Below are 25,488 nucleotides of genomic sequence, written 5' to 3' on the forward strand. Positions count from 1 at the left end.
ACATGAAAAAAATATATGCGCTAGCAGCAATGCTGGGCATGGCCGCCATAGCCCATGCCCAAAACCCTGAGATAAAAAGCGAGCTCCCGACCATACTCCCTCCGTCGCCCACTGTAGCGGCATTGATGAAGTTCGAGGAGGTGCCCGTGAGTAACTATACAGGAGTGCCAGATATCAGCATACCCGTGTTCAGCACGCCTACCCGCTCCAAGGATATCAATCTGGACATCTCATTGAAATACCATCCCGCCTCAGCGGCGGCCAGCGAGACCGCCAGCGATGCTGGGCTCGGCTGGAGTCTCTTTGTTGGAGGGACTGTGTCCCGTTCCGTACGTGGCATACCAGACGAGCACCTGACCATCGGGAAAAAATCGGGCATCTACCGTACCGAATCCTCTGGCAATCCATTCCCAAATCCGTATTATGAGCTAATCGGGCGTACCGGACAACCCTCTTCCAACCCAGCCAAATGGAACGAATTCCTTTGGAACGCACAGGAAAAGGGCATCTATGATACTGAGCATGACCTGTGGCAATTCAACTTTATGGGTTATTCCGGAAGGTTTATCATGAAGAAGAATGCTGCCGGGCAGCTGGAAGTTGTGGTGCAGGACCTGTCGAACAACCTAAAAATCGTCAATACTTACAATACGAGTACTTTTGCTCCTACAGGTTTTACTATCTATGATGACAAGGGATACAAGTATGTTTTTGACGTTGCCGAGACTACCGCAAGCACGGCTTCTTTGATTTCGACCTCATTTGCAGAACGCGGATCGAGCAGTATCTCGCCTACAGTAACCTATATCAGTTCCTTTCATCTCAGCGGTGTTTATGATAACAACCAGCAAAGACTTTTGGGCTATACTTATAATAAGCCTACAGAGATTATGAATGAGGTATCGGTTACGAAAAGCCTAACGACAGCAGTGTCTCTCGACACCAGCATATCGGACCTGCTTATTTATATGAAACAATACGGAGATGATCTGCAATCGCAAGACCTGAAGCTTGATCCGAGAGAAACGATTTCGTCCAACAAGCTCGAGGTGAGCAGCAAAAAGATCAAGAGGATCGACGTGGACGGCATCGCACGCATCTATATGGACTATCAGTCGGGAAGACAAGACCAGAGCCTTTCTGCCAGCGCCTACCGTATCAGAAGTATCACGGCAAAGACCTGGGCGGACAGCATCGGCATCAAAAAAACCGAGCTGTTCCACAGCTACCGAGAGACCGAAAACGATAACAAACGTATGTTTCTGGACCGAGTGGAGGAAAGCAATTTTGCCGATACCAAAAAAAATATTTATAAGCTCTATTATGAAGCACATTTCCCAGATACGGGCACTTTCATAAAAGACCTTTGGGGCTATTTTACGCTAAGACCCAACAGTATTGCAGGTGTCAATTTTAAGGAAACGAGTCCGAAATACTGCAGTACTGACATTTTGCAGAAAATGGAACTGCCTACTGGCGGGTCGATTTTGTTTGATTTTGAATCGAACGAATATTCTTATATAGGCGACACACCAGTCACTGATTTCAGTGGCAATCCGCTGAACTGGACTGCACAGTCTGCCAGCAAGAGCATAACTATACGAAATGTACCCTCTGCATTTTTTACGATTGCGGAAGCGCAGCAGGTTGTCTTTAACACGGAAATAACTCCTGCTATATCAGGCTGGAGTTTTATCCTAACTAACGCTTCGGCAGGAGCAGACATCTTATTGACCTATGCGCCTACAGAAAACGAGCCTCCTCCTACAGAGTTTTCGGTGTTTCTGCCAGCCGGAAGCTATAGTGTAAAATTCAACCATACCATCATCGGCCTACCTCCTTTTACTGCGAATATTACAGCCCATTATAAGGTTAGTTCCGGAGCCAACAAGCAATACTTGTTCGGCGGCGGGGTGCGCATCGGCAGGATCGGCTTTTTTGACGCCGGAAACGTGCCGCAGAATTATTACGACAACCCGACGGGATTCACTCCTGCAAAAGAAAAAAAATACAGCTACCGCTCTTTCGCGCAGCCTGCGAAAAGCAGCGGGTCGCTGGTCTTCGGATTACCTGTATTCCAATACCAGCAGACCAAGCAGCACCATTTTGAATTTACGTGCGGCACTAATGAGGTCTGTGAATCGTTTGTGACTCCGATCAATTATCGATTTACTACTGATTTTAACAACCTACAAGCACAACGTACCAAGGGCTCTGACGTGGGCTATCAAAATGCATCTGTGAGCGAAACCGCAAACGGAAGGACGGAACATACCTACTCTTCGCCTATAGACGTGCCAGAAAACGAAGACGCTTATAGCATCAGCTATCCCTTTTTCCCTAGCGAAAACTTTGACCACCGAAGAGGCTATCTGAAAAAAGAAGAGGTGTTTGACAACAGCTCGAAGATACTTTCCCGTACGGAATATACGTATGTTCCAATCAACGAAGTACAAGACATGACACTTATCGGCGTACGTCCTTATTACGCCCCAATAAACTGCCCAACGTCTTATAAATTTGCCAACTATGACCTATATTTTCAAAAAACGCAGGACTGTCCTGGAAATCCGACCGCATTTCTCTGCGAATACCTTTGCGGGGATGCCATGAACTATATCAGCTATAAAAAAATCTATGAAGCCTACGGCTGGGCTAGGCTTGAAGGCAAGACGACCAAGAGCTTCTTCTATAGCGGCTCCGTGCAGACGGAAGTGGGCACATCCGAAAGCTATGCCTACAACGCGCTGAACAAGAAGATCGCCTCCCAGACCACCACCCTGGGCACAGGGGAGGTGCTCAAGACCGACTTCTACTACCACGCCGGCAACTCGCCCTACTCCCAGAACCGCATCTCGGAGATCGAGAGGGTCGACAGCTACCGCAACTCAGAGCTGCTCTCCACAAGCAGGATCGTCTACTCGAACGCCTTTGCCGGAAACGCCGCCTGGCTGCCGCAGGCCGTGCAGGCCTCCAAGGGAGCCAACGCGCTGGAGGCCAAGGTCCGCTATAACAGCTACGACCAGTACGGCCATCCGCTGGAAGTGCAGCAGGAAAACGGCATGAAGGTCTCCTACGTATGGGGCTACAGCAGGACCCAGCCCGTGGCAAAGATCGACAACATGGCCTATGCCTCCCTGCCTGCAGGGCTGGTTACGGCCGTGCAGAATGCCTCCGATGCCGCGCCCTTTAACAATACCGCCGAGGCTTCCCTGCTTTCTGCGCTGGAAGACCTGCGTATTGCCGCAACCGCTTCAGGAGGACAGATGACCGGCTATGCCTACAGGCCGCTTGTGGGGGTATCGGCCGTAATCGACCCGAAGGGCGACAGGACCTACTACGAGTACGACGGCTTCGGCAGGCTCAAGGCCGCCTACGACCGCAACGGAAAGCTGCTCTCCGAGAACGAGTACCATTACAGGACACAAAACTAAGACGCCATGAAAAAGACACTATATCCATATATCGCACTGCTGCTGCCGGCCCTGGCCGTCGCGCAGAGCCAGGACCAGAACTATGTCAGGACCACGACCTACAAGACCGAGACCTCCGCATCCATAGCCTCGCCGACCGCGGCGCAGGCCGCCCAGAGCATCACCTATTTCGACGGGCTGGGAAGGCCCGTGCAGCAGCGCGCCCACCGGCAGTCCGGCTCCGGAAAGGACCTGGTGACCCCTGTCGTATACGATGCGCTCGGAAGGCAGGCCAAGGAGTACCTGCCCTACCCGACCGCATCCGCCTCGCTGGACTATGACCCGAATGCAGAGGCAGCCGCCCTGTCCTACTATGCCAGCGCGCCTGCGCCTGCCGTGCCGGGATTCGAGACCACCGCAAGCCCCTTCAGCCAGAAGCTCTTCGAGGCCTCGCCCCTGAACCGCGTGCTCCAGCAGGCGGCGCCCGGCAATGCCTGGGCCCTGGGCTCCGGACACGAGGTGAAGACCGAATACCTGGCCAACAGCGCCGCCGACAACGTGAAATACTACAAGGCCATTGCCGCATGGCAGGCCTCCCAGGGGCTCTATACTGCGACGCTGGTGCAGCAGCCTGGCTCCAGCTATCCTGCAGGACAGCTCTACAAGACCGTGACCAAGAACGAGAACTGGACCTCCGGCACCCTGAATACCGCAGAGGAGTATAAGGACAAGGAAGGAAGGGTCGTGATGAAAAGGACCTATGTCTCTGCCGTGGTGAGGGGCAATACCGTCATCCAGTCCATGGATACCTATTACGTATACGACCAGTTCGCCAACCTGTCCTTCGTGCTGACCCCCCTGGTCACCGCCCCGACGCAGCAGCTCGACGGGCAGTGCTACCAGTACCGCTACGACAGGAGAAACCGCCTGGTGGAGAAAAAGCTCCCGGGCAAGCAGTGGGAGTTTATCATATATGACAGCCTGGACCGCCCAGTCGCTACCGGGCCTGCCTATGCGCCCTTTAGCGACCTGGCTGCCGGCGCCACGGGATGGCTGGTGACCAAGTACGATGCCTTCGACCGCACCGCCTATACCGGATGGATGCCGGCCACGGTGACCAGCGCCGAAAGGGCAACGCTGCAGGCCGCGCGCGATGCGCAGACCGCAAACCTGAACGAGGCCAAGGCTTCTTCCGACAATACGGTCAACGGCGTGGCCTTCCGCTATACCAGCACGGCATGGCCCGTGTCCGGATACCACGTGCTCTCCGTGAATTATTACGACGACTATGCCTTCCCCAACGCCCCGGGCTCCTTCCCGGACGTGGAAGGGCAGCCCGCATACTACAACCTGTCTGCAAAGCCTGCAGGCCTGCCGACGGGTTCCTGGACGCGCGTGCTGGAATCCAGCACCGCCTATGCCGGGGAAGCCTCCTATACGCTCTACGACAAGAAGGCAAGGCCGATACGCACAAGGACGGCAAACTATATGGGGGGCCATACCCAGGCCGACTCCAGGCTCGACTTTTCCGGAAAGGCGCTCTATACCGTGACCTACCACAAGCGCACCGCCTCCGATACGGAACTGGCCGTGCGCGAGGACTTCGCCTATACCGACCAGGACCGCCTGCTCAGCCAGACGCACAAGATCAATGCAAGCGCGGCAGAGCTGCTGGCCAGGAACGAGTATGACGAGCGCGGGCAGCTCGTGCGCAAGAGCGTGGGAGGAAGCGACACTACCGGCACCGCGGCCCTGCAGAAAGCCGACTATGCCTATACCGTGCGCGGGTGGCTCAAGGGAATCAACGACACCGGGTCGCTGGCAAAGGCGGGCGATCCCGGAGACCTGTTTGCCTTCGGCATCAATTACCAGGCGCCCATAAGCGCCCAGCCGCTCTTTAACGGGAACATAGCCGAGACCCTGTGGAGGACCGCCAGCGACGACAAGCTGCGCAGGTACGCCTACGGCTATGATGCCGTAAACAGGCTCACCGCCGCCACCTATGTCAAGGAAGGACTGATGACAGGGTCCTACAACGAGGCCATCGAGTACGACAGGAACGGGAATATCACCGCGCTGCAGCGCAACGGGGGGCTCGATTCCGACTCCGGGGCCTATGTACAGATCGACGACCTCTACTATACCTACGACGGGACCAACAGGAACCGCCTGGTGCAGGTGGAAGACGCCAGCGGATCCGCACAGGGCTTTAATAACGGCGCCTCGGATCCCGCGGAATACGCCTATGACGACAACGGGAACATGGTACAGGACCTCAACAAGGGCATCACCTCAATACGCTACAACCACCTCAACCTGCCCGTGAAGGTCGTGTTCGGTTCCGAATCTGAAAAAATCGAGTATCTTTACGATGCCGCCGGCAAAAAGATGAGGAAGACGGTCACTACCTCGACAACGGGCGAAGGCAGGGACGTGGACTATCTGGACGGATACCAGTACATGAATGCAAGGCTGGGCTTCTTCCCTACCGCAGAAGGGTATGTGAGGGCATCGGAAGGAAAGTCGGGATATGCCTACAGCTACGTCTATAACTATAACGACCATCTGGGCAATATCCGCCTCTCGTATGCGAAGGATCCGGAAAACCCCAACGTTCTTAAGATACTGGAAGAGAACCACTACTATCCGTTCGGGCTCAAGCATACGAACTACAATTCGGACCTGCTCGTGCACAGGGCAGACCAGGGAAGCCTGAAGATCATGGACCCGAATACTCCCGTGCCCCTGGTATTGGTACTGCCGTATGACTATAAGTACAACGGGAAGGAGCTGCAGGACGAGATGGGGCTTGACCTGTACGACTACGGGGCGAGGAATTACGACCCGGCTATCGGAAGGTGGATGAATATTGACCCGCTCTCGGAGAAAGGGAGACGATGGTCGCCATATGCCTACGCTTTTGATAATCCTGTCTATTTTATAGACCCAGACGGGATGTGGTCATGGCCTTCTTGGAGTGATGTAAAGAAAACATTTAATGAAACAAAAACAGCTGTCGCCAAAAAATATAATGAAGTAAAATCATCCGTAAGTAAAACTTTCAATGAGACAAAAACAGCTACTGTCAAAACTTTTAATCAAGCTAAAAAAACTGTAGGAGAAACTATTGATAAAGCGCAAAATTTTGTAAAAGAGAATAAAAAAGGTATTTTAGATTTTGCAACTACAGTAAAGAAAACAGGAAATGACCTTACAACTACTGGACTAACAGCCGCCGCTGGAGGATTAGCTGTAGAAGGAGTTGGCGCTTTACCTGGTTTAAAGTTGGCACAGATAGGCGGAAATATGACACTAGCAGGAGAAGCTATAGAAATTGCAACAAAATGGATTGCAGGTGATGAATCAGCAGCTGGAAAAGAGTTGACAACAGTCGCGGTTGCAGAAGGAGTTGGTGCACTTGTTGATGCAGTATTACCAGGGCCGCCGGCGGCCACACCTCTTGTTGAAGAGGCTACAAGAGTTTTAAAAGAGATAACAAAAAGTACCGTATCCGGCAATACAAAAACTGCTGGAGATAGAATTTTAGATAACGAACATCAACATCAATGAATTACAATAATTTATTATATAGCACTTTATTTGCGTTATTAGCCTTTATTATGCATAAGTTTCGCAAATGGTGGTATAAAAAAAGTAAACAAAAATATCCTGAAGATGACCCTGGAACTAAAATGACAAAACTTCATCTTAAAATTTTAATGCTAGCGTTCATACTAGCGTCAATAATATATTTTTTTAAATCAATAACAAAATAAGGAGTATTATGGAATTTAGCGTGATTAATAGTTTTTTAGCTCCAATTGGATTGATAATAGCCGGTATCTTGATACGATTTTCTAAAAGAGAAGAATTAGCTTCTTTTAGAAAAAGATGGTATATCTTTGTTATTTTAGGAGTATTATTACTTGTCCTTAGATTATATAATTAAATAATTAGATTATATAATTAAATAATGTGTCAGATATGTTGGGTAATGTATCAGATTAGGTGTTTTTGCAAAATAGCCGCCTAACTGCCTGATAAAGAATGTGAATTTAAAGTTTACAAATATAAAAGAGGCGACCAATTGGTCGCCTCTTTTATATTCAAGGTTTTAAAAGCCTTAGAATGCTTTTGCCGTATCTTAGTGTATCAAAATAGGTGATAAAAAGAGATATATCTAATTTAGTAGGATATAAAATTGAATATCTTTATGCCGCAGACGGCCGGGAGATGTACAAGGACGCCCCGTATGCTTCTGGAAGAGTGGCCGGGAAGCGTCGGCATCATGTCGATGGACTACCTGAGCGAATTCCACTACTAGGGGACGGCACTGAAGTTCTTCCCGACCGCAGAAGGGTATGTAAGAGCATCGGAAGGAAAGTCGGGATATGCCTACAGCTACGTCTATAACTATGCCGACCATCTGGGCAACATCCGCCTCTCGTATGCGAAGGATCCGGAAAACCCCAACGTTCTTAAGATACTGGAAGAGAGCCACTACTATCCGTTCGGGCTCAAACTTGCCAACTACAACTCCGACCTGCTCGTGCACAGGGCCGACCAGGGAAGCCTGAAGATCATGACCCGAATACTCCCGTGCCCCTGGTACTGGTGCTGCCGTATGGCTATAAGTACAACGGCAAGGAGTTCCAGGACGAGATGGGGCTTGACCTGTACGACTACGGGGCTAGGAATTACGACCCTGCAATCGGACGGTGGATGAATATTGACCCGCTCGCGGAGAAAGGGAGACGATGGTCGCCATATGCCTACGCTTTTGATAATCCTGTCTATTTTATAGACCCAGACGGGATGTGGTCATGGCCTTCTTGGAGTGATGTAAAGAAAACATTTAATGAAACTAAAACAGCTGTAGTCAAAAAATATAATGAGGTAAAATCATCTGCAGTTAAAACATATAACGAAACTAAAAAAGCCGTTATAGAGACTAAAGATAATGTTGTAAAATCTACTAATAAAGCTATTGATAACTCTCAAAAATGGGTTAAAGACAATAAACAAGAGCTTTTAGGTCTTGCAAAGAACTTACAAAAAAAGGGAGACCAGTTAACAACTGTAGGATTAGTAGCTGCTGCTGCTGGTGCACCTGTTGCCGGAGTTGGAGCAACACCTGGTTTAGCTGTTGCCACTACTGGAGGAATAGCGAGTGGACTTGGTGCTGGAATTGAAATACTGACGAATTTAATTTCTGGTGATGTAGGCGAAGGTACGGAAAATGTAGCAGTTTATCTAACAGGGGAATTGGTATCTAAAGTAGTAGACAAAGCAGTGCCTGGTCCAAATCCAGATGTTTCTGAACCAGTCAAGGAGCTCATAAAAGCAGGTCAAAAGGCCGTATCGACTCTAGCAAGTGATAAAACAAAGGAAGCAGCAAATGAAATCAGAAAATAATTTTAATAATCATGTTATGGATTACGAATATTTACTTTATAGTATTTTATTGGGTTTGGGAGCATTTTTTTATTTTAGAATCCATAAATGGTGGATAAAAGGCAGGGATGAGAATCCAATATTTTTTAAACCAGATACAATAGTAGGAAAAATTAAAGATTGGGTAATTATAATCTTATTTGCCCTTGCATCGTTAGTATTTTTTTTCAAAGCAATAGCTTAACTTATAAATAACAATTATGAATTTCGGAGAATTAAATAGTTTTTTAGCACCAACAGGATTAATAATTGCTGGAATCGTATTGAAACTGTCAGGCCGAAAAGAACAAGATAGTTTTTTTAAAAAACACTGGTATCTCTTTATTATTCTTGGAGTTGTGTTATTAGTCTACAGAGTATTCAAGTATTTCATTTAGCTCTTATTGGGTAATGTATCAAATAAGTACGCACCAAAATATTTTATAAAATATTCACAAAAAATCAACTTATAGTATTATCGCAGTCAAAAACCAAAACAACCTTCGGGTTGTTTTTTAATTATACACTTTAAAGTATTTATTAGATTTGTTTTAAACACAGATTACTAATCCGCGCTATCGGATTTGCACCTTAGTCAGTATCCTTTAATAAAAACAATATATGGATAAAGATATTATCAAATCATCTTATGTCTCTTTAATTGGATTTATCCTTATTATCATTATAAGAGTAATTTTAACACATAAAATTTATCAATTCTATAATTTCAACATGAGAAAAATTTATGCATTAATTACATATCTTTTATATTTACCCTTGGTTGGAGTTATTTTATTATGCACAACATTTATATTTTATTATTATTTTAAAAATAAATTTAGATCTTCCTTACTATATTTATTCCTAACAATACCATCACTTATATATTTATTTATTTTCATTCTGTCTTTATTTAATACTTTTATAATTATAAAATAACTTACAAATATTAAAATTGGTAATGTATCAGTTGGTTTTGATTTTTTGAACTCTTATACATTTATAACCAATAATTAAATAATTTATTTTAGATAGTGTAGTCATGAAAAAGGTGTTTAATATCATTGTATTATTTCTGTTGATTGGAGGGCTAATTTTTGCAGCCATCCGTTACCAAGATAAGAAAGTCAGAAAGGAGTTTGATTTATTCAATTCAAGCCACTTATCTGGAACAATAGTTATGGTTGACAAATATTCGAGATCTGCCAATTTTGTTCTCAATAATAATCCGACTGAATTTTCCTTTTATCCATTTATTGATAAAAATCTAAATAACAACGAAATATTCCAATATGTAGCTAAGCCTGGGGACAGCATTTATAAACCTGCTTATTCTGATATATTATTATTAATTAAAGGTAATAAGGTATACTCTTATACCTTTCAAAATACTGACCAATTATAAAATTGCCTAAAAACATCCTTTATCCTATCTTTACGCCTCATCTTCCGCCTGAACCTGCAAAATGCACTTATGAGAATCCTGACATTAGACGACATCCTTGACACGTATTCCAAGATAGTCCAAAGAGGCTATGGTTTCTTTTTATCTAAATTCACCTTGAACAAAGATTCGAGGGCGATCAGCGCTTTTGACAAGTCATCGGAACAGACTTCGAACTGGTGGATTATTCCGGCCGTAAATGAACGCTGGAACAGGATGGTGAGCGGCGACCCACATACTGATCACAAGCAGCACTTGGTAAAAAATTTCCTGAAAGAAGAAAGGGGGCTTAGATTATTATCTTTAGGATCTGGAGCTTGCGAGCATGAGCTGGAACTTGCCAATTATCCGCATTTTGCTGAAATCACCTGCGTGGATATCAACCAGGCCAATCTGGATAGGGCTAAAGCCATTGCGACAAAAGAGAACAAGAACCACATGAAATTTGTCTGTTCTAATGTGGAAGACTATTCGTTTCCGGATCATTATTTTGACCTCGTCATCTTTAACGATTCGCTGCATCATTTTAAAAATGTGGAGCATCTTTTGGCCCATCCTATCAAAAACTGCCTGAAGCCCAAAGGCAAGCTTGTCATTCATGAATATGTGGGACCGAAACGCCTGCAGTATTCTAAACATCAGCTAAAGGCGATTAACAAAGCAATTCAGCTGATCGACAAGCCTTATCGAAAAAGATACAAGACCAATATTACCAAAAATCACTATTATGGTTCCGGTGTGCTGCGGATGATTGTTGCCGATCCGTCGGAATGCGTGGACTCAAATAATATACTGCCGGGCATTCATAAAAATTTCAAGACGCTGGAAGAGAAAAAATATGGCGGCAATATATTGATGAGCGTCCTTAAAGACATCTCGCATCATTTTGTCACGCTTGACGACAAAAAAAAGGCCGTACTGGACAGCCTTTTTAAATTTGAGGATGACTACTTGAAAGAAAATCCGAGTGATTTTATTTTTGGCGTTTATGAAAAACCAGAATCCGATACTTTGTAGCTTTCCTTGTTCTTTCTGAAAGTATTGCTTAACGTCCCTCCTGCGGAGTCCAAACGCCGCTGGCCAGTGTCTCTCTGACATATTCTGAAAAATCTTTTGGCTTTCGGCCTAAAGCCTCTTCTACTCCATGGCTGATTGAGGCGTTCCGCCCGTCTAAAATTTCGCTGAAGAGATAGGATAACAGTCCTATATAGTCTTGCGGTACGTGATATTCTTTTAGTTGAGCCGCATATTCCTGAACGGAAAGCTGTTCGTATACAATAGGTTTTCCGATGGCTGTGGCAATTTCTGAAACAGCTTCCTTAAAGCTCAACAGCCTTGGGCCTGTGACTTCGTATAACGTATTGTCATGGCCTTCTTGCGTAAGCGCCGCCACGACAACATCAGCAATATCTTCCGCATCAATAAATGGCTCTTGTATGTCGCCTGTCGGCAACGCCATATGGCCGTTCAGTATCGGCTCGAGCAGGTAGCTTTCGCTAAAGTTCTGGTTGAACCAGCTTGCCCTGACGATGGTCCATTTTAGGCCGCTTTCCATGATAATCTTTTCGCAGTCTTGGGCTTCTTTTTCGCCACGACCCGAAAGGAGCACTACTTTTTCAACGCCTGCCTCTTTGGCTAATTTCGCCAAGAGTCTTATGGCGTCATCGGCTCCTTGTACAGCCAAGTCGGGCTGAAAGGTGATGTAGACGCTTTGGATGTCTTGGAGCACTGCTGCCCAATTGCTTGAATCTTCCCAGTCGAATTTAGGGACTGCGATGCGGGATCCTCTTCGTACGGATTGCCCGAGTGCTTCTAATTTCTGTACGACGCGGCTCCCTGTTTTTCCGTTGGAGCCTAATACTAAAATCTGTTTTGTTTTCATTGTTCTTATTTTTAAGCAAAACTAAGTGCAGGAGCAATCATTAAATAGAACAGAACCGACAGTAGTCTTCTTTTTATCGAGATGGCTTGTTATGAAAATACAGCCTTCTTTTGTAAATTAGCTTGTCTTAATCTTATGAATCTTATGACCCAGCACGATATCGCAACATCCCGATTGCTTTCGCAACAGATAAATGAACCCAGCCTGAAATCGGCCCCTGAAATGGTTGCTTATTTCGGTGCCATTCAAGGACAGGAATATGCCCAGACTAAATGGTCATTAGGCTTGAGAATGCCGCATCTGAAAGACAGCGACATTGAAAAGGAACTGAACGAGGGCAAGATCTTGCGGACACATCTGCTTCGGCCAACCTGGCATTTTGTAGCTTCAGGGGATATTCGATGGATGTTGAAGCTTACTGCTCCAAGGGTAGATGCCATAAATAGCTATATGTATCGGAAGATGGAACTGGACAATGCTACTTTTAATCGCTGCAATGACATCATGACACAGGTTTTGGAAGGCGGAAAGCATCTTACGCGCGAAGCGCTGAGCCAAGAATTCTTGAAAAACAATATCGAAGCCGAAAGCGTGCGCCTGGTCTGTATCTTGATGAAAGCCGAGCTGGAAGGGCTTATCTGCAGCGGTGCCCGTCAAGGCAACCAATTTACGTATGCCTTGCTTGAAGAAAGGGTTCCGCCTGCCAAAGAAATAAGCCGAGACGAAGCGCTGGCCGAACTGACCCAGCGGTATTTCTTAAGCCGCGGTCCCGCTACTGCCAAGGATTTTGCTACTTGGTCTGGACTTACTCTTACGGACTGCAAAAAGGGAATTGAAATGACCCGAGTCAATTGGACAGAAGAAAAAATTGAATCGGAAACCTATTATTTTTCGCCAAAGGCACTTAAAAAAGAAACAAACTTTGAACAGATGCACCTGACTCCTATTTATGACGAAATGATCATGGGGTATAAAAACAGGGAAGCCTTACAACAAATCAGACATGCAGTACAGCCAGCGCAAAGACTCCGTTTTGACAATACGATTTTATTTAACGGACAAATTATCGGCTCTTGGAGGAGAAAAATAAAACCAAAGCTGATTGAATTGGAGTATGAATTCCTACAGCCCTTGAATAAAAAGCAGGAACTGGAATTTGAAAAGGCTATCTTGCGCTTTGAAAATTTTTACGGCCTGCCTGTAAAAACCATCCTTTAATTTTTTCTATTCATGAAGCTTATCTTTACCTTATTATTTTCTGTTGCCACTACTGCTTTGGGCTTTTCGCAAAATTCACTGTCTAAAGACAATCTTTTTGTTTTGGGGAAAGTTGAAAAACTAGAGTCTAAAATCTTAAACGAAACCCGAACGCTGAATGTTTATATTCCTGACAGCTACGATAAAAATCCGAATATTTCTTATCCTGTGATTTATCTGCTGGATGGTTCTGCTGATGAAGATTTTATTCATGTCACGGGACTGGTGCAGTTCCTGACCATGATCAAAAAAATGCCCGAATCGATTATTATCGGCATTGCCAATGTTGATAGAAAACGGGATCTTACGTTTCCTACGACCAACGTGCAGGACAAAAAAGATTTTCCGACTTCGGGAAGCTCAGAAAAATTCTTGGCTTTTATCGAAAAAGAACTGCTGCCGTATGCTAAAAAGCACTACCGAACCAGTACTTCTACTCTTATTGGCCAGTCGCTCGGAGGACTTTTGGTAACGGAAGCACTGCTCAAAAAACCGGAACTGTTTAACAATTATATTATTATAAGTCCGAGCCTATGGTGGGATGACGAATCGTTGCTGCGCCAAGCACCTACCTTATTACAAAAACAGACTGCCGCAAAAATCCAAGTCTATGTTTCTGTCGGAAGCGAAGGAAAGCAGATGGAAGACGATGCCTTTCAACTGTCGGAAATACTCGCCAAGTCGAAAAACCTTCAGTCTTATTTTGTGAGAATGCCGGAAGAAAATCATCTTACGATCTTGCACAATTGCCTTTATAAAGCGTTGGAGACCTTAAACAAGCCTAAATAATCCCACCATGTATACTCCGCTGCATTACAAAAACGAAAATATTGACGAAGTCCGGGAGTTCTTACAAGCGAACAGCTTTGGGATACTGATCAGCCAGACCAATGGAAAGTTATGGGGCACTCATATTCCGATGGAACTGGATACGGACGAAAACGGCCGTGCCATCTTGTACAGCCATATTTCTAAAGCCAACCCTCAATGGGAAAGCTTTAATCCGGAGCAAGAAGTGCTCGCTATTTTTCAAGGACCGCACAGCTATGTTTCTTCATCGTGGTATGAAAAGGAAGAGGTTCCGACTTGGAATTATATTGCCGTTCATGTGTATGGAAAAGTTGAGATTGTCGAAGGCGAAGAATTGATGGCTTCGCTGAAAAAATTAGTCGATAAATACGAACGTTCTTCTGAAAATCCAGTCTCCATAGAAAAACTATCTGAAAAAACCATGAGGCAGGTTCATGGAATTGTGGGTTTCAAGTTGCATATTACCGACATCCAAGCGGCTTATAAATTATCACAGACACGAAACGATACCGACTTTCATACAATCGTTAACCAGCTTGAAAACAGCCCTGATCTTATGGCAAAAGCAACAGCCGCCGCAATGAAACTGTCGAGAAAAGAAGAGTAATTCCGCAAGTTTCGGGTTTTATGCCGAATGGGATGCTCCTACCTTTGTATCATAAATTTCAAAGAAATGAATGAGCAAGATCACATCAATTATATCCGGATTGCAGAAGCAATCGAATATATCCGAGAAAATTTTAAAGACCAGCCTAATTTAGACGAGGTCGCGGCAAAGGTTCACCTGAGTCCGTTTCACTTCCAGCGGCTTTTTACGGACTGGGCAGGCGTTAGTCCTAAAAAATTCCTGCAATACATCAGTGTGGAGCACGCCAAGCAACTCTTAAAAGAAAAAGAGGCTACTTTGTTTGATGCTACGCATGAGACCGGGCTTTCCAGTACCGGAAGGCTGCACGACCTGTTTATCAAGATTGAGGGAATGACTCCGGGAGAATTTAAAAACGGCGGCGAGAATCTTTCTATAAATTACAGCTATGCCGAAAGTCCATTTGGCAATATCATTGTCGCTTCTACTCCAAAAGGTATCTGCTATATGGCTTTTGCTGAAAATGAAGAAACGGCTACAGCCGATCTGAAAGCACATTTTCCTAATGCTGATTTCAAGCAGAAGCTCGACCTTATCCAGCAAAATGCCTTGTACATCTTTACCCACGATTGGGACAAACTCAACCAGATCAAGCTGCATCTGAAAGGAACTGATTTCCAATTGAAAGTATGGGAAACATTGCTGAAAATTCCGATGGGCAATTTATCTACGTATGGACAGATTGCGGGAGAAATTCAAAATCCGAAAGCGTCTCGTGCGGTAGGAACGGCTATCGGCAGCAATCCTGTGGCTTTCTTGATTCCGTGCCACCGCGTCATCCAATCCAGCGGCCATTTCGGAGGCTATATGTGGGGAACGACTCGAAAAACAGCTATTATTGGCTGGGAAGCTGCACAAATGAGTCCATCAAAATAAATAAGAGCCATGGAAACCATACACGAAAAGATAGCATTACTTGATTGGGCGTTATTGACACATGAGATGAATGAGAAAGGTTATGCTATTATTCCCAACTTGATTACAGACGAGCAATGCAATGAGTTTATAAAAAACTATGACAATCCGAATGGCTACAGAAAAACAGTGGTCATGGAACGCTACCGCTTTGGCTTGGGCGAGTATAAATATTTTGATTATCCATTGCCTGATCTGATCCAAAACTTGCGCGAAAGCCTTTATCCTAAATTAGCGCCAATTACCAATTTATGGATGAAAGTCTTGAATAGTACTATTCGTTTTCCTAGCACGTTTAAAGAGCTGCAAGCACTCTGTCATGCTAATAGCCAGCTAAAGCCGACCGTGCTGATCTTGAAATACGGAAAGGGCGGATACAATACTTTACATCAAGATTTGTATGGCGATATCTTTTTTCCGATGCAGACGGTATTTTTCTTGAACGATCCTGATGAAGATTATACTGGTGGCGAATTTGTCTTGACACAACAGACACCTAGAGCCCAGTCTAAAGCCATCGTCTTAAAACCTAAAAAAGGTGATGTACTATTGTTTACCACCAACTTTAGGCCTGTGAAAGGGGCAAAAGGGTATTATCGCGTAAACATGAAACATGGAGTGAGCGAGCTGCATTCGGGCAAAAGACATACTCTTGGAATTATTTTTCATGATGCCTTGAGTTAGTATGATTAAGCATAGCGAAATAACGGATGATATCCTTAGAACGAAAATCTTGAGAAAGGAAATCGTTTTGGGCGGTAACCAAAAATTGAAAATTTACGGTACATTGCGCTGTACTTCCGGAAAGAGGATGAAACGCGAAAACCGCGTATTTTTTAGTTCTGAAGAGGAAGCGTTTCAAAAGGATTATAGACCTTGCGGACACTGCCTTGCGGAAAAATACAAAATTTGGAAAAATGGACTTATTTAATAACGATATCGAAACCAACCGACTGCCTTATGACGGGACCGTGATTTATTACGGAAAAGTCCTAAGGCATGACGAAGCGCAACATTATCTCGAAAAGCTTCTTGAGACTATTGAGTGGAAACATGATGAGGCCATCATCTTTGGAAAACGAATTACCACGAAACGAAAGGTGGCTTGGTATGGCGACAGCGATTATCTGTATACGTATTCGAATACCACAAAACAGGCACTTCCCTGGACAAAAGAACTTTTGGAATTAAAAACGCTGGCAGAAGAAATTTCGGGAACGGTTTTTAATTCCTGCCTGCTGAATCTGTATCACGATGGCAGCGAAGGAATGGCCTATCATAGCGATGATGAAAAATCCTTAGGTCAAAATACGACGATTGGGTCTATGAGTTTTGGTGCAGAACGAAAGTTTTTATTCAAGCACAAACAGACAAAAGACACCATCACTCTTCAACTGGAACACGGAAGCCTGCTGGTCATGAAAGACGAAACCCAGAGCCATTGGCTTCATCGGCTACCACCCAGCAAAAAAGTATCTAAGCCGAGGGTAAATCTTACGTTTAGGACGATTGTTTAGTAAGGCCTACGAAAAAACCTCTTTGAGCACTTCTAAGGATTTTGGCTTTCTGAAACCGTCGAGATGGAAACTGTAATAGTCGAGAATAATCTTTAGCAACTGTTGTCTTTCCTTTCCGTTAAAGACCTGCTGGTTGCTGTCAAAACGCAGTGCCAATAATTTCCTGAACAGAGCCGTTTCTTCTCCAGAAAGGCAAGATAGCGACTGGAAAGGCGTAAAAACACCTTCTGTCATTTCAAAAAACGGGTAGTCATTAGTGGAACTGTCTGGGTAAAATCCAAGGAATTTGGTAATTTCTAACAGGAGAATCAGATGGAAATTGGCGATCTCGCCATGGCTGTCGAGCCATAAAAGGGCCGTCTCGAGGAAATGAAACAAGTCTTCGTTTTTTTCTTCTTCTCGGATGCTGTGATGCAGCATTTCGGAAAGAAAAATAATTATGGTGCTTTTTACGATATCGATGTGGATGGTATGATAGGCGGCAAAAAGCTTGATTTCTTTAAAATTCTCCAGCGTTCCTTTATTTTTATGGACGGCTTCGATCTCAAGAATATTTAGGGGCTGGAAATAGGCAATTTTCTGTCTGTTGTTTTTCCCAGAAAAGGCGTTGTGGACAAAATACGACTTCAGACCATCAGTCTCAGTAAAGCATTTTACGATAAGGCTTTTCTCTTGGTATTTGAGCGCACTGATAACTATTGCTTTGGTCTTGACTAGCATTTAATTACGAATTTGGAATTATGAATTATGAAATTTCAATCGTAATTCATAATTCGTAATTTATCTTATTATCATCACTTTTTTCACCTTGGTTTCGGTACCGTCTTTGGAAGCGATAAATACCATATAAACCCCGGAAGCGACTCTGTATTTTCCGAATGCCTTGGTGTCCCATTCTATGGTTCCGCCTTCGGAAGTAGTTTCATACACTAAGTTTCCTTCGATATCCGTAATCTTGATATTGGCATCGTCAATCAGACCGCTGATTTTTACGGTTCCAGTAAATTCTGGCCTTACAGGATTCGGGTAAATATACACCTGCGAAAGGTCGTCATTTTCTTTTGTAGAAGTTCCTTTAAAAGAAACCAAGCCGGCTGTAGTCGCAAAAAACACTTCTCCTGTCTCGCCGTTGATATCGATATCATTAATCGAATTGCTAGGCAGCGGAGAGTTTTCTCTTGTAAATCTATGTAATGTTTCTTGTCCGTTTGGAGAAAGCAAAAACACACCAGAATCCGCTGTCCCGATCCATTTGTTGTTGGCCCCATCAACTACTATATCTGTAATGAACTGCTCGTACAAAAGTTCTTGTGGAAGTCCATCGTCAATAATTATTATCGGATTGGTTTCCAGATTGTCTTCGCTCATAAAACGATCTATACTAGGCAAAATTCGCAAGCCTTGCATGGTCCCGATCCAAAGCTGATTTCTGTTATCTACAGCTACGGCTATCGCATTTTTTATAAGCGGATTTCCGGCATCTTCATCAGAAGCTGCCAACTTGAATTTTGGCGAAACATTTTCATTAAAACCAATAACCCCATTTATGGAAGACACAAACCATTTTGTTCCGTTCTTATCAATCACCATGCGCCCGTAATCTTGTTCTAAAAAATTAGTGGCAAAACCGTCAATTGAAAAAGATTCCCAAGAGCCATTTGTTTTTAATACTTTCATGGCATTTTCAATCCTAGTATTATTAAACCATAAATTTCCAGACCTGTCAAAAGCTGCACCATTGATTCGGACCGATTTATAATTCGGATCTGGAGCAAAGAAAAGAGACTCTGGTCCATTTTGAGTCGTATGGTCGTAACGGGCGACAACTGCATCATTTTCAATTTTTAAGATTCCTGAATGGAATGAGCTTATGTAGACCTGATTTTCATTAGTTGGATTTACGGTAATCCTAGAAAGCGAGTTGGCTCCTAAAACTTCGCTAAAAGGTATGTTTAGCCAGCCGTTTTCTGAAAATTTACTGACACCATTCGTACTCAAATCGGGAACATAAAACACGTTATAACCTCCGTACACTGCCCAAAGCTTATTGGATGGCGTGGTCTGTATCGCAAATATGTTGTTTCTCGCTGGGCCGTCGGGTTTGATGACTTGAAATGTAGTCGTATTTAAGAGCGAAGCCGTAATTATGCCGTTTTCTTTAGTACCGATATAAAAATCACCACCAACAATGGTTGCGCAATTAAAAGCCGCAGTCATGTTTGGAATACTGGTACTGACGATGTGTGCCGTCTGCGAAAAAGTCTGGTTATAGGAATAGACATGATTGACCGTTGTTACAACTAGATTATCTTGATAGGACCTGATATCAATTCCTGGTTGCACAAGACTTGTCATGGTCGTAAAAGCGCCGCCTGTATGCCGAGCGACCCTGTTTGCGCTTACCGCTACAATTTGATTATTGTGTGTTACGATTCCTGTCCAAACACCAGCATCAAAAGTCTGCCATTGGCTAAAATCATTAAGGTTCGGGTTCGACAAATCGGCTCTCCTGATGCCGCTTTCTGCCGTAGCTACATATATAAAGTTATTTAATACTGTTGATTGGTATACTTTGACTTCTTCTCCGGCAGGGCCAAGCAGGTAGGTGTCGCCAAAACCAAGCGTTGCCAAATCGTATTGCACAAGGCCAAAATCACAGGAAATGTAAAGCTTTCCTTCGTGCTCATAAAAATGATTGATTCTTTTCCTATTCGGCGTGAGTCCGGCTTGGTCTCGAATTCCGGGAACAATCAATATGTTTCCGGTACTTTCGGTTAGTATAAGCATCAATCCATTTGCATGGCCAATGATTGTCTTGTTGAAGGCTTGGCTGTAATAAATGGCCGTGATATCTTGTCCGGAAAGTCCATCGATTGTCGTAATCGTCTTCAGCTCATTGGTTGCCAGATTTTTGGAGAACATTGTCTTTAGGGTCGAACCTGTAATTTTTGTGGTGGATTCGGCCAAATCATTTACTTCGTTATAGGAAAAATAGCCCTTCCATAACTGATTGTTCTGGGCAAAAGTGATTTGTATAAAGAAAGAAAAAAGAAAAATTAGGAAATGCTTTTTCATTATCGATTAGGAATTGCATACAAATATAATACAAACGGATTTATTTCTCTTTTCATATATTCTTATGGCTGAAATAGACAAAAAAAATGCTCTCGAAATCGAGAGCATTTTTGAATTATCTTACAGATTGTATTATACGACTCCTTGCGCTAGCATTGCATCGGCAACTTTTACGAAACCTGCAATGTTCGCTCCTTTCACGTAATCAACATATCCTGTTCCATCAGAACCATATTTTACACATGATGTGTGGATATCAAGCATGATTCTTTTTAGTCTTTCGTCAACTTCTTCAGAAGTCCAGCTTAATCTCAATGAGTTTTGAGACATTTCAAGACCTGAAGTCGCTACTCCACCAGCATTTGATGCTTTTCCTGGAGCGAAAAGAATTTTAGCGTGTTGGAAAACCTCAACAGCTTCTGGAGTTGACGGCATGTTAGCACCTTCAGCTACACAGATACATCCGTTAGCTACCAGCAATTTTGCTTCCGCACCATCCAACTCGTTTTGAGTTGCACATGGCAAAGCGATATCGCATTTCACTTCCCAAGGGCGTTTTCCTGCTACATATTTTGCGTTTGGATATTTTTTAGTGTATTCGCTGATTCTTGCGTAATCTACGTTTTTGATTTGCATTACGTACGCTAGTTTTTCAGCATCAATTCCGTCAGCATCATAAATATAACCTGCAGAATCTGACAATGTAACTACTTTACCGCCCAATTGTGTTGCTTTTTCAGCCGCATATTGCGCTACGTTTCCAGAACCAGAAATCACTACAGTTTTGCCTTCAAAGTTTTGTCCTTTTGTTTGAAGCATGCTTTGTGCGAAATATACATCGCCATACCCTGTAGCTTCAGGACGGATCAATGAACCTCCGAAAGAGATTCCTTTTCCTGTCAAAACTCCTGTAAATTCGTTTCTTAATCTTTTGTATTGGCCAAACATGTAACCTACTTCTCTTCCTCCAACGCCGATATCTCCGGCTGGAACGTCGGTATTTCCACCGATATGTTTAGACAATTCTGTCATGAACGCTTGGCAGAATTTCATGATTTCGTTGTCTGACTTTCCTTTCGGGTCAAAATCAGCACCACCTTTTCCACCGCCCATTGGCAATGTAGTCAAGCTGTTTTTGAAAGTCTGCTCGAAAGCAAGGAATTTCAAGATGCTCAAGTTTACAGAAGGATGGAAACGGATTCCTCCTTTGTATGGTCCGATAGCTGAGTTCATCTGGATTCTGTATCCACGATTTACTTGAGTATTTCCCGCATCGTCAATCCAAGTTACCCTGAACATAATTACGCGTTCTGCCTCAACCATTCTTTCCAAAAGCATCTTGTTTTGGTATTTTTTATTTTCTTCGATAAAAGGAATTACAGTTTCTGCAACTTCTTTTACAGCCTGTAAAAACTCAGGCTCATTAGGATTTCTCTTAGCAACTGCTTCAACAAAAGAGTTAATACTTTCTGTCATGATTATTAAGTTATTAACGTTTATGAAAACGTTTTCGTTTGATGGCACAAAGATACATCTTATAGAAATATTTGGAGTTTTTTTTTTGATTTCTCAATAGATTTATTTTTTTGTTAGGAAATCTTAATCAATTTTGTTTTTAGTGTGGTGTTTTTAAAGTTTTTATGATATTTTTTGAAGCAAAAAACTATTTTTCTTTTTTTTTTCTAAGTGCATGATGTTTTTATATATTTGTCTGAAATTATTTAAATATAATCAGATGCCCAGAATCTATTTTTTAATTCTAGCATTGGCTTTTGGAGGGCTAAATGCTGCTTTTGCTCAATTTGGTTTTTCGCATGAAATTGGAGTAATTGTGGGACCTGTAGCAATGCAGTCTGACTATGGCGAACGCCATGATTTAAGCACCAACGCTGGGAATACGGGTTTTGGCATCGGACTTGTCCACTATCTTAATTTTTCTTACAAGGCAGAATGTAACTGTTATACTCCGGAAACTTATTTCAACGACCATTTCAAGGTAAGAACAGAATTATCATACAGCAAAACCAATCTGCAGCATTTTGGAAAATGGGTTGAAGACAGCAGGACTTCGGTAACCGCTGAGCAATTGAGAAATATGAGAGGAAGCACTGCAATCACGAATATCGGAATGCAACTAGAATATTTCCCACTAAGCATTAGAGATTTCACGGCAACTACAGGAAGCTGGGCGCCTTTTGTAAGCCTAGGAGCCCAATTCAGCCATTACAATCCTGAAGCTTCGTCTACGACGGGACCGCTGACTGTCATCAATACTCCTATAAAATACCGCGATGCTTTTACGAATGATTCTGGAACTGTATGGTCTGTCGTTAGTAGTGTTGGAACACGATATAAATTAAACGAAATGTCTGATTTGATGCTGGACTTGAGATTCCAATATTATTTTTCGGACTGGGTAGACGGACTGCGACCAAATCCAGACCGTTATTCTGAAAACAAGGCCAATGATTGGCTGATATGGCTGAATGTAGGCTATATTTATTACTTGAACTAATAGAACAAACATAAAAAAAGTCCCGATTGAATCGGGACTTTTTGTTTTATTGCAATGCTTGTTTTAAATCTTCTATCAAATCATCGATGTCTTCGACACCAACGCTCAATCGAACCAAGTCATCTGTGATTCCTATTTCTTTTCTCTTGTCTTCCGGAATTGAAGCATGTGTCATTAACGCGGGGTGGTTTGCCAATGATTCTACGCCTCCTAAAGATTCAGCGAGTGTAAATACCTGCAATTTTTCTAGGAAACTAATCGCGTCTTCTTTTTTGCCTGATTGAAAGGTGAAAGACACCATTCCTCCAAAGCCATTTTTCATTTGCTTTTTGGCAATTTCATGAAACGGATGCGATTCTAATCCTGGATAATAAACCGTTTTTACTTTTGGATGATTATTCAGGAATTCTGTAACCTTTGCTCCATTTTCGCAATGTCTCTGAACTCTTAAATGCAACGTCTTGATTCCTCTTAAAACCAAGAAAGAATCTTGTGGGCCAAGCGTTGCTCCTGTCGCAAATTGTTGGAAATGCAATTGCTCTCCTAAGGCTTCGTCTTTTACGATCAAGGCTCCGGCAATAACATCGGAATGTCCACCCAAGTATTTTGTAGCAGAATGCATGACAATATCCGCTCCCAAATCCAATGGTTTTTGCAAGTAGGGCGTTGCAAAAGTATTATCGACAGCAAAAAGCAATTTTTTCTCTTTAGTGATCTTGGCAATTGCTTCGATATCTGCCAATTTCATCAACGGGTTTGTAGGTGTTTCCACCCATACCAATTTGGTATTTTCGTTAATCAGCGACTTGAATTTCTCCAGATCGTTCATATCTACAAAATGGAACTTGATACCAGAATCTTTATAAATTCTAGTAAACATTCTGTAAGTTCCGCCGTATAAATCGTCCATTGCAATCACTTCGTCACCTGCCTTGAAAGATCTCAAAACGCAGTCTGTAGCCGCCAATCCTGATGAAAAAGCCAGTCCTTTTGTTCCGTTTTCAATACTGGCCAAAGCATTTTCTAAGGCTGTGCGTGTCGGGTTTGAAGCTCTGCTGTATTCATAATCTCCAATAGGCTGCCCTGGGCTTGACTGAACGAAAGTTGAAGTTTGATAAACAGGAGGCATGACGGCTCCCGTACTCGGGTCGTGATGCTGTCCTCCGTGGATCACTTTAGTGTTAAATTTCATATAAATGATTATTTAAGTATCAATATTTTGGACAAATTTACCTTTTAATTTTATTCTAAAAACGCTATATTTATAAATAATTAACAAAGCTGTCATGAAACGTATCGTATTATTCCTCGCACTATCGCTCGCTTTTGCAAGCTGTCAAAAAGACAAGAAAGATGGATCTGAATTGAAAGCAGTTGATTTCCAATCGAAAACTTTCGAAAAGAAGACAACATTGCCTTGCAAGGGAGATATCTGTGCCGAAGTAAAAATTACGGTTCCGGAAGCTTCTAACATTCCTGTAGTGGCCGACAGCATCAATAAGAAAATTTTCAATACGGTTCGCGGCATCGTTTATTTTGGCGAAAAGCCTTATAACGGAAAAACCTATGAAGAAATCATGGCGTCGTTTATCAATTCTTATGAAGAACTGAAGAAAGAATTTCCAGACGAAACTTTAGGCTGGGAAGCAAAAGTAGATGCAAAAGTGGATTATACTTCTGACAAAGTCTTGAATATAAAATTGCACCATTATACGTATACTGGCGGTGCCCATGGCTACGAAGGAAACCGTTCCTTGCTCTTTAATCCTGAAACGGGAAAAGAGCTGACACGAAAAGATTTCCTGAAAGACGAAGCTGGCTTTAAATCTTTTGCTGAAAAAGAATTCCGAAAAAAATATAAAATTCCGGCCGGGCCTATCAACGCTACAGGGCTCATGTTTGAAAACGAAGTTTTTGACCTGCCACAAACTATCTTCTTTACTAAAAATGGACTGTTACTGTATTATAACACCTATGAAGTTGCTTCGTATGCGGATGGCCCGAAAGAATTATTGCTGCCTTACGACCAATTGACCAATTATTTGTTGATCAAATAATTACAAAAACTTCTTAATTGACATCATCATGCCCAAGTGCATTCCTTCATGGTAATAATTATAGGCAATGGCACCTTCTGCGTTTCGAATCGTAAATCCTTGGTTGTTCGTAAACTGATGGTAGTTTTTAAAAATCTGATTCTCGAAATCGGTTTTGGTCTGGTTGATGGTTTCAAAAAGCAATCCCTTAATTTCATCGACTTCTTTTTGCATAACGTCTGATTCTGGTCTGGTTCCTTTTTGGTATTTCAAAATCATCTCATCCAAAACCATTGTCGGAAGTCCTGATAATTTATACACCAATAATTGCTGTACGACAATGATATGGGCTATATTCCAAATTAAGTTGTTGTTGAAACCATCCGGAACCTTGTTTAGTTGTTCCAAAGAATAATTTTGCAGATAGTTTTCGAGAACCTTTCTGCTTTGTGTTGTGATATCAAATGCTTCGTGCATGTTTTTTTTGATAAAAATACATCTTTTTCGCCATAAATAAATTTTCTTTGCGTCACTTAAACTTCACA

General features: G+C 43.1%; 21 protein-coding genes. 15 read left to right on the forward strand and 6 right to left on the reverse strand.

Going from position 1 to position 25,488, the window contains the following annotated elements:
- The first annotated feature begins 2 nt into the window (after positions 1-2).
- From OLM56_RS03030 to OLM56_RS03055, 6 genes are all read left to right on the forward strand, one after another.
- Positions 3-3,434 carry a hypothetical protein gene (locus OLM56_RS03030; protein WP_264528277.1) on the forward strand — a complete coding sequence of 1,144 codons (3,432 nt, stop codon included), beginning with the start codon at positions 3-5 and terminating at the stop codon, positions 3,432-3,434.
- Positions 3,435-3,440: 6 nt separating this feature from the next.
- Positions 3,441-6,983: an RHS repeat-associated core domain-containing protein gene (locus OLM56_RS03035; protein ID WP_264528278.1), complete on the forward strand. Its 3,543-nt coding sequence runs from the start codon at positions 3,441-3,443 to the stop codon at positions 6,981-6,983.
- A gap of 1,092 nt (positions 6,984-8,075) precedes the next feature.
- On the forward strand, positions 8,076-8,828 hold the full coding sequence (locus OLM56_RS03040; RefSeq protein ID WP_264528991.1) for an RHS repeat-associated core domain-containing protein: 753 nt from the start codon (positions 8,076-8,078) through the stop codon (positions 8,826-8,828).
- A complete protein-coding gene (locus OLM56_RS03045) occupies positions 8,812-9,051 on the forward strand; it encodes a hypothetical protein (protein WP_264528279.1) in 240 nt (79 codons plus the stop codon). Before OLM56_RS03040 ends, OLM56_RS03045 begins: the two co-directional genes overlap by 17 nt.
- Positions 9,052-9,888: 837 nt before the next feature.
- Entirely contained in the window at positions 9,889-10,251 is a 363-nt protein-coding gene (locus OLM56_RS03050; protein ID WP_264528280.1) for a hypothetical protein, read from the forward strand.
- A gap of 69 nt (positions 10,252-10,320) precedes the next feature.
- On the forward strand, positions 10,321-11,307 hold the full coding sequence (locus OLM56_RS03055; RefSeq protein ID WP_264528281.1) for a class I SAM-dependent methyltransferase: 987 nt from the start codon (positions 10,321-10,323) through the stop codon (positions 11,305-11,307).
- A gap of 28 nt (positions 11,308-11,335) precedes the next feature.
- On the opposite strand, the gene OLM56_RS03060 is transcribed toward OLM56_RS03055, so the two are convergent.
- Complete coding sequence (locus tag OLM56_RS03060) at positions 11,336-12,172, reverse strand: NAD(P)H-binding protein (RefSeq protein ID WP_264528282.1); 837 nt, start codon at positions 12,170-12,172, stop codon at positions 11,336-11,338.
- A gap of 144 nt (positions 12,173-12,316) precedes the next feature.
- Here OLM56_RS03060 and OLM56_RS03065 point away from each other — a divergent pair, with 144 nt between their 5' ends.
- From OLM56_RS03065 to OLM56_RS03095, 7 genes are all read left to right on the forward strand, one after another.
- Entirely contained in the window at positions 12,317-13,390 is a 1,074-nt protein-coding gene (locus OLM56_RS03065; protein ID WP_264528283.1) for a winged helix DNA-binding domain-containing protein, read from the forward strand.
- Between the two features lie 12 nt (positions 13,391-13,402).
- Positions 13,403-14,218 (forward strand): alpha/beta hydrolase, encoded by an 816-nt coding sequence (locus tag OLM56_RS03070; RefSeq protein WP_264528284.1) that lies wholly within the window; start codon positions 13,403-13,405, stop codon positions 14,216-14,218.
- A 7-nt stretch (positions 14,219-14,225) separates the two neighbouring features.
- Positions 14,226-14,846 (forward strand): FMN-binding negative transcriptional regulator, encoded by a 621-nt coding sequence (locus OLM56_RS03075; protein WP_264528285.1) that lies wholly within the window; start codon positions 14,226-14,228, stop codon positions 14,844-14,846.
- 66 nt (positions 14,847-14,912) lie between these two features.
- Positions 14,913-15,761, forward strand: a complete 849-nt coding sequence (locus tag OLM56_RS03080; RefSeq protein ID WP_264528286.1) for a bifunctional helix-turn-helix domain-containing protein/methylated-DNA--[protein]-cysteine S-methyltransferase — start codon at positions 14,913-14,915, stop codon at positions 15,759-15,761.
- Positions 15,762-15,770: 9 nt separating this feature from the next.
- Positions 15,771-16,484, forward strand: a complete 714-nt coding sequence (locus OLM56_RS03085; RefSeq protein WP_264528287.1) for a 2OG-Fe(II) oxygenase — start codon at positions 15,771-15,773, stop codon at positions 16,482-16,484.
- Between the two features lies 1 nt (position 16,485).
- On the forward strand, positions 16,486-16,731 hold the full coding sequence (locus OLM56_RS03090; RefSeq protein WP_264528288.1) for an Ada metal-binding domain-containing protein: 246 nt from the start codon (positions 16,486-16,488) through the stop codon (positions 16,729-16,731).
- Complete coding sequence (locus OLM56_RS03095; protein ID WP_264528289.1) at positions 16,718-17,317, forward strand: alpha-ketoglutarate-dependent dioxygenase AlkB family protein; 600 nt, start codon at positions 16,718-16,720, stop codon at positions 17,315-17,317. The genes OLM56_RS03090 and OLM56_RS03095 overlap by 14 nt, the downstream gene beginning before the upstream one ends.
- Before the next feature lie 6 nt (positions 17,318-17,323).
- Here OLM56_RS03095 and recO read toward each other — a convergent pair whose 3' ends face one another.
- From recO to gdhA, 3 genes are all read right to left on the reverse strand, one after another.
- Complete coding sequence (recO, locus tag OLM56_RS03100) at positions 17,324-18,037, reverse strand: DNA repair protein RecO (RefSeq protein ID WP_264528290.1); 714 nt, start codon at positions 18,035-18,037, stop codon at positions 17,324-17,326.
- 60 nt (positions 18,038-18,097) lie between these two features.
- Positions 18,098-20,392 carry a T9SS type A sorting domain-containing protein gene (locus OLM56_RS03105; RefSeq protein WP_264528291.1) on the reverse strand — a complete coding sequence of 765 codons (2,295 nt, stop codon included), beginning with the start codon at positions 20,390-20,392 and terminating at the stop codon, positions 18,098-18,100.
- Between the two features lie 132 nt (positions 20,393-20,524).
- Positions 20,525-21,868, reverse strand: a complete 1,344-nt coding sequence (gene gdhA / locus OLM56_RS03110) for an NADP-specific glutamate dehydrogenase (protein WP_182493040.1) — start codon at positions 21,866-21,868, stop codon at positions 20,525-20,527.
- Between the two features lie 259 nt (positions 21,869-22,127).
- Here gdhA and OLM56_RS03115 point away from each other — a divergent pair, with 259 nt between their 5' ends.
- Positions 22,128-22,907 carry a THC0290_0291 family protein gene (locus OLM56_RS03115; RefSeq protein ID WP_121375596.1) on the forward strand — a complete coding sequence of 260 codons (780 nt, stop codon included), beginning with the start codon at positions 22,128-22,130 and terminating at the stop codon, positions 22,905-22,907.
- A gap of 46 nt (positions 22,908-22,953) precedes the next feature.
- Here OLM56_RS03115 and OLM56_RS03120 read toward each other — a convergent pair whose 3' ends face one another.
- Positions 22,954-24,099 carry a cystathionine gamma-synthase gene (locus OLM56_RS03120; RefSeq protein WP_264528292.1) on the reverse strand — a complete coding sequence of 382 codons (1,146 nt, stop codon included), beginning with the start codon at positions 24,097-24,099 and terminating at the stop codon, positions 22,954-22,956.
- A 94-nt stretch (positions 24,100-24,193) separates the two neighbouring features.
- On the opposite strand from OLM56_RS03120, the gene OLM56_RS03125 reads away from it, so the two are divergent.
- Positions 24,194-24,964, forward strand: a complete 771-nt coding sequence (locus OLM56_RS03125; protein ID WP_264528293.1) for a DUF3298 and DUF4163 domain-containing protein — start codon at positions 24,194-24,196, stop codon at positions 24,962-24,964.
- On the opposite strand, the gene OLM56_RS03130 is transcribed toward OLM56_RS03125, so the two are convergent.
- Entirely contained in the window at positions 24,965-25,420 is a 456-nt protein-coding gene (locus OLM56_RS03130) for a DinB family protein (RefSeq protein ID WP_264528294.1), read from the reverse strand.
- Positions 25,421-25,488: the final 68 nt, after the last annotated feature.

This window comes from Flavobacterium sp. N2550, from assembly GCF_025947265.1.
In the GTDB taxonomy this organism is placed as follows: domain Bacteria; phylum Bacteroidota; class Bacteroidia; order Flavobacteriales; family Flavobacteriaceae; genus Flavobacterium; species Flavobacterium endophyticum.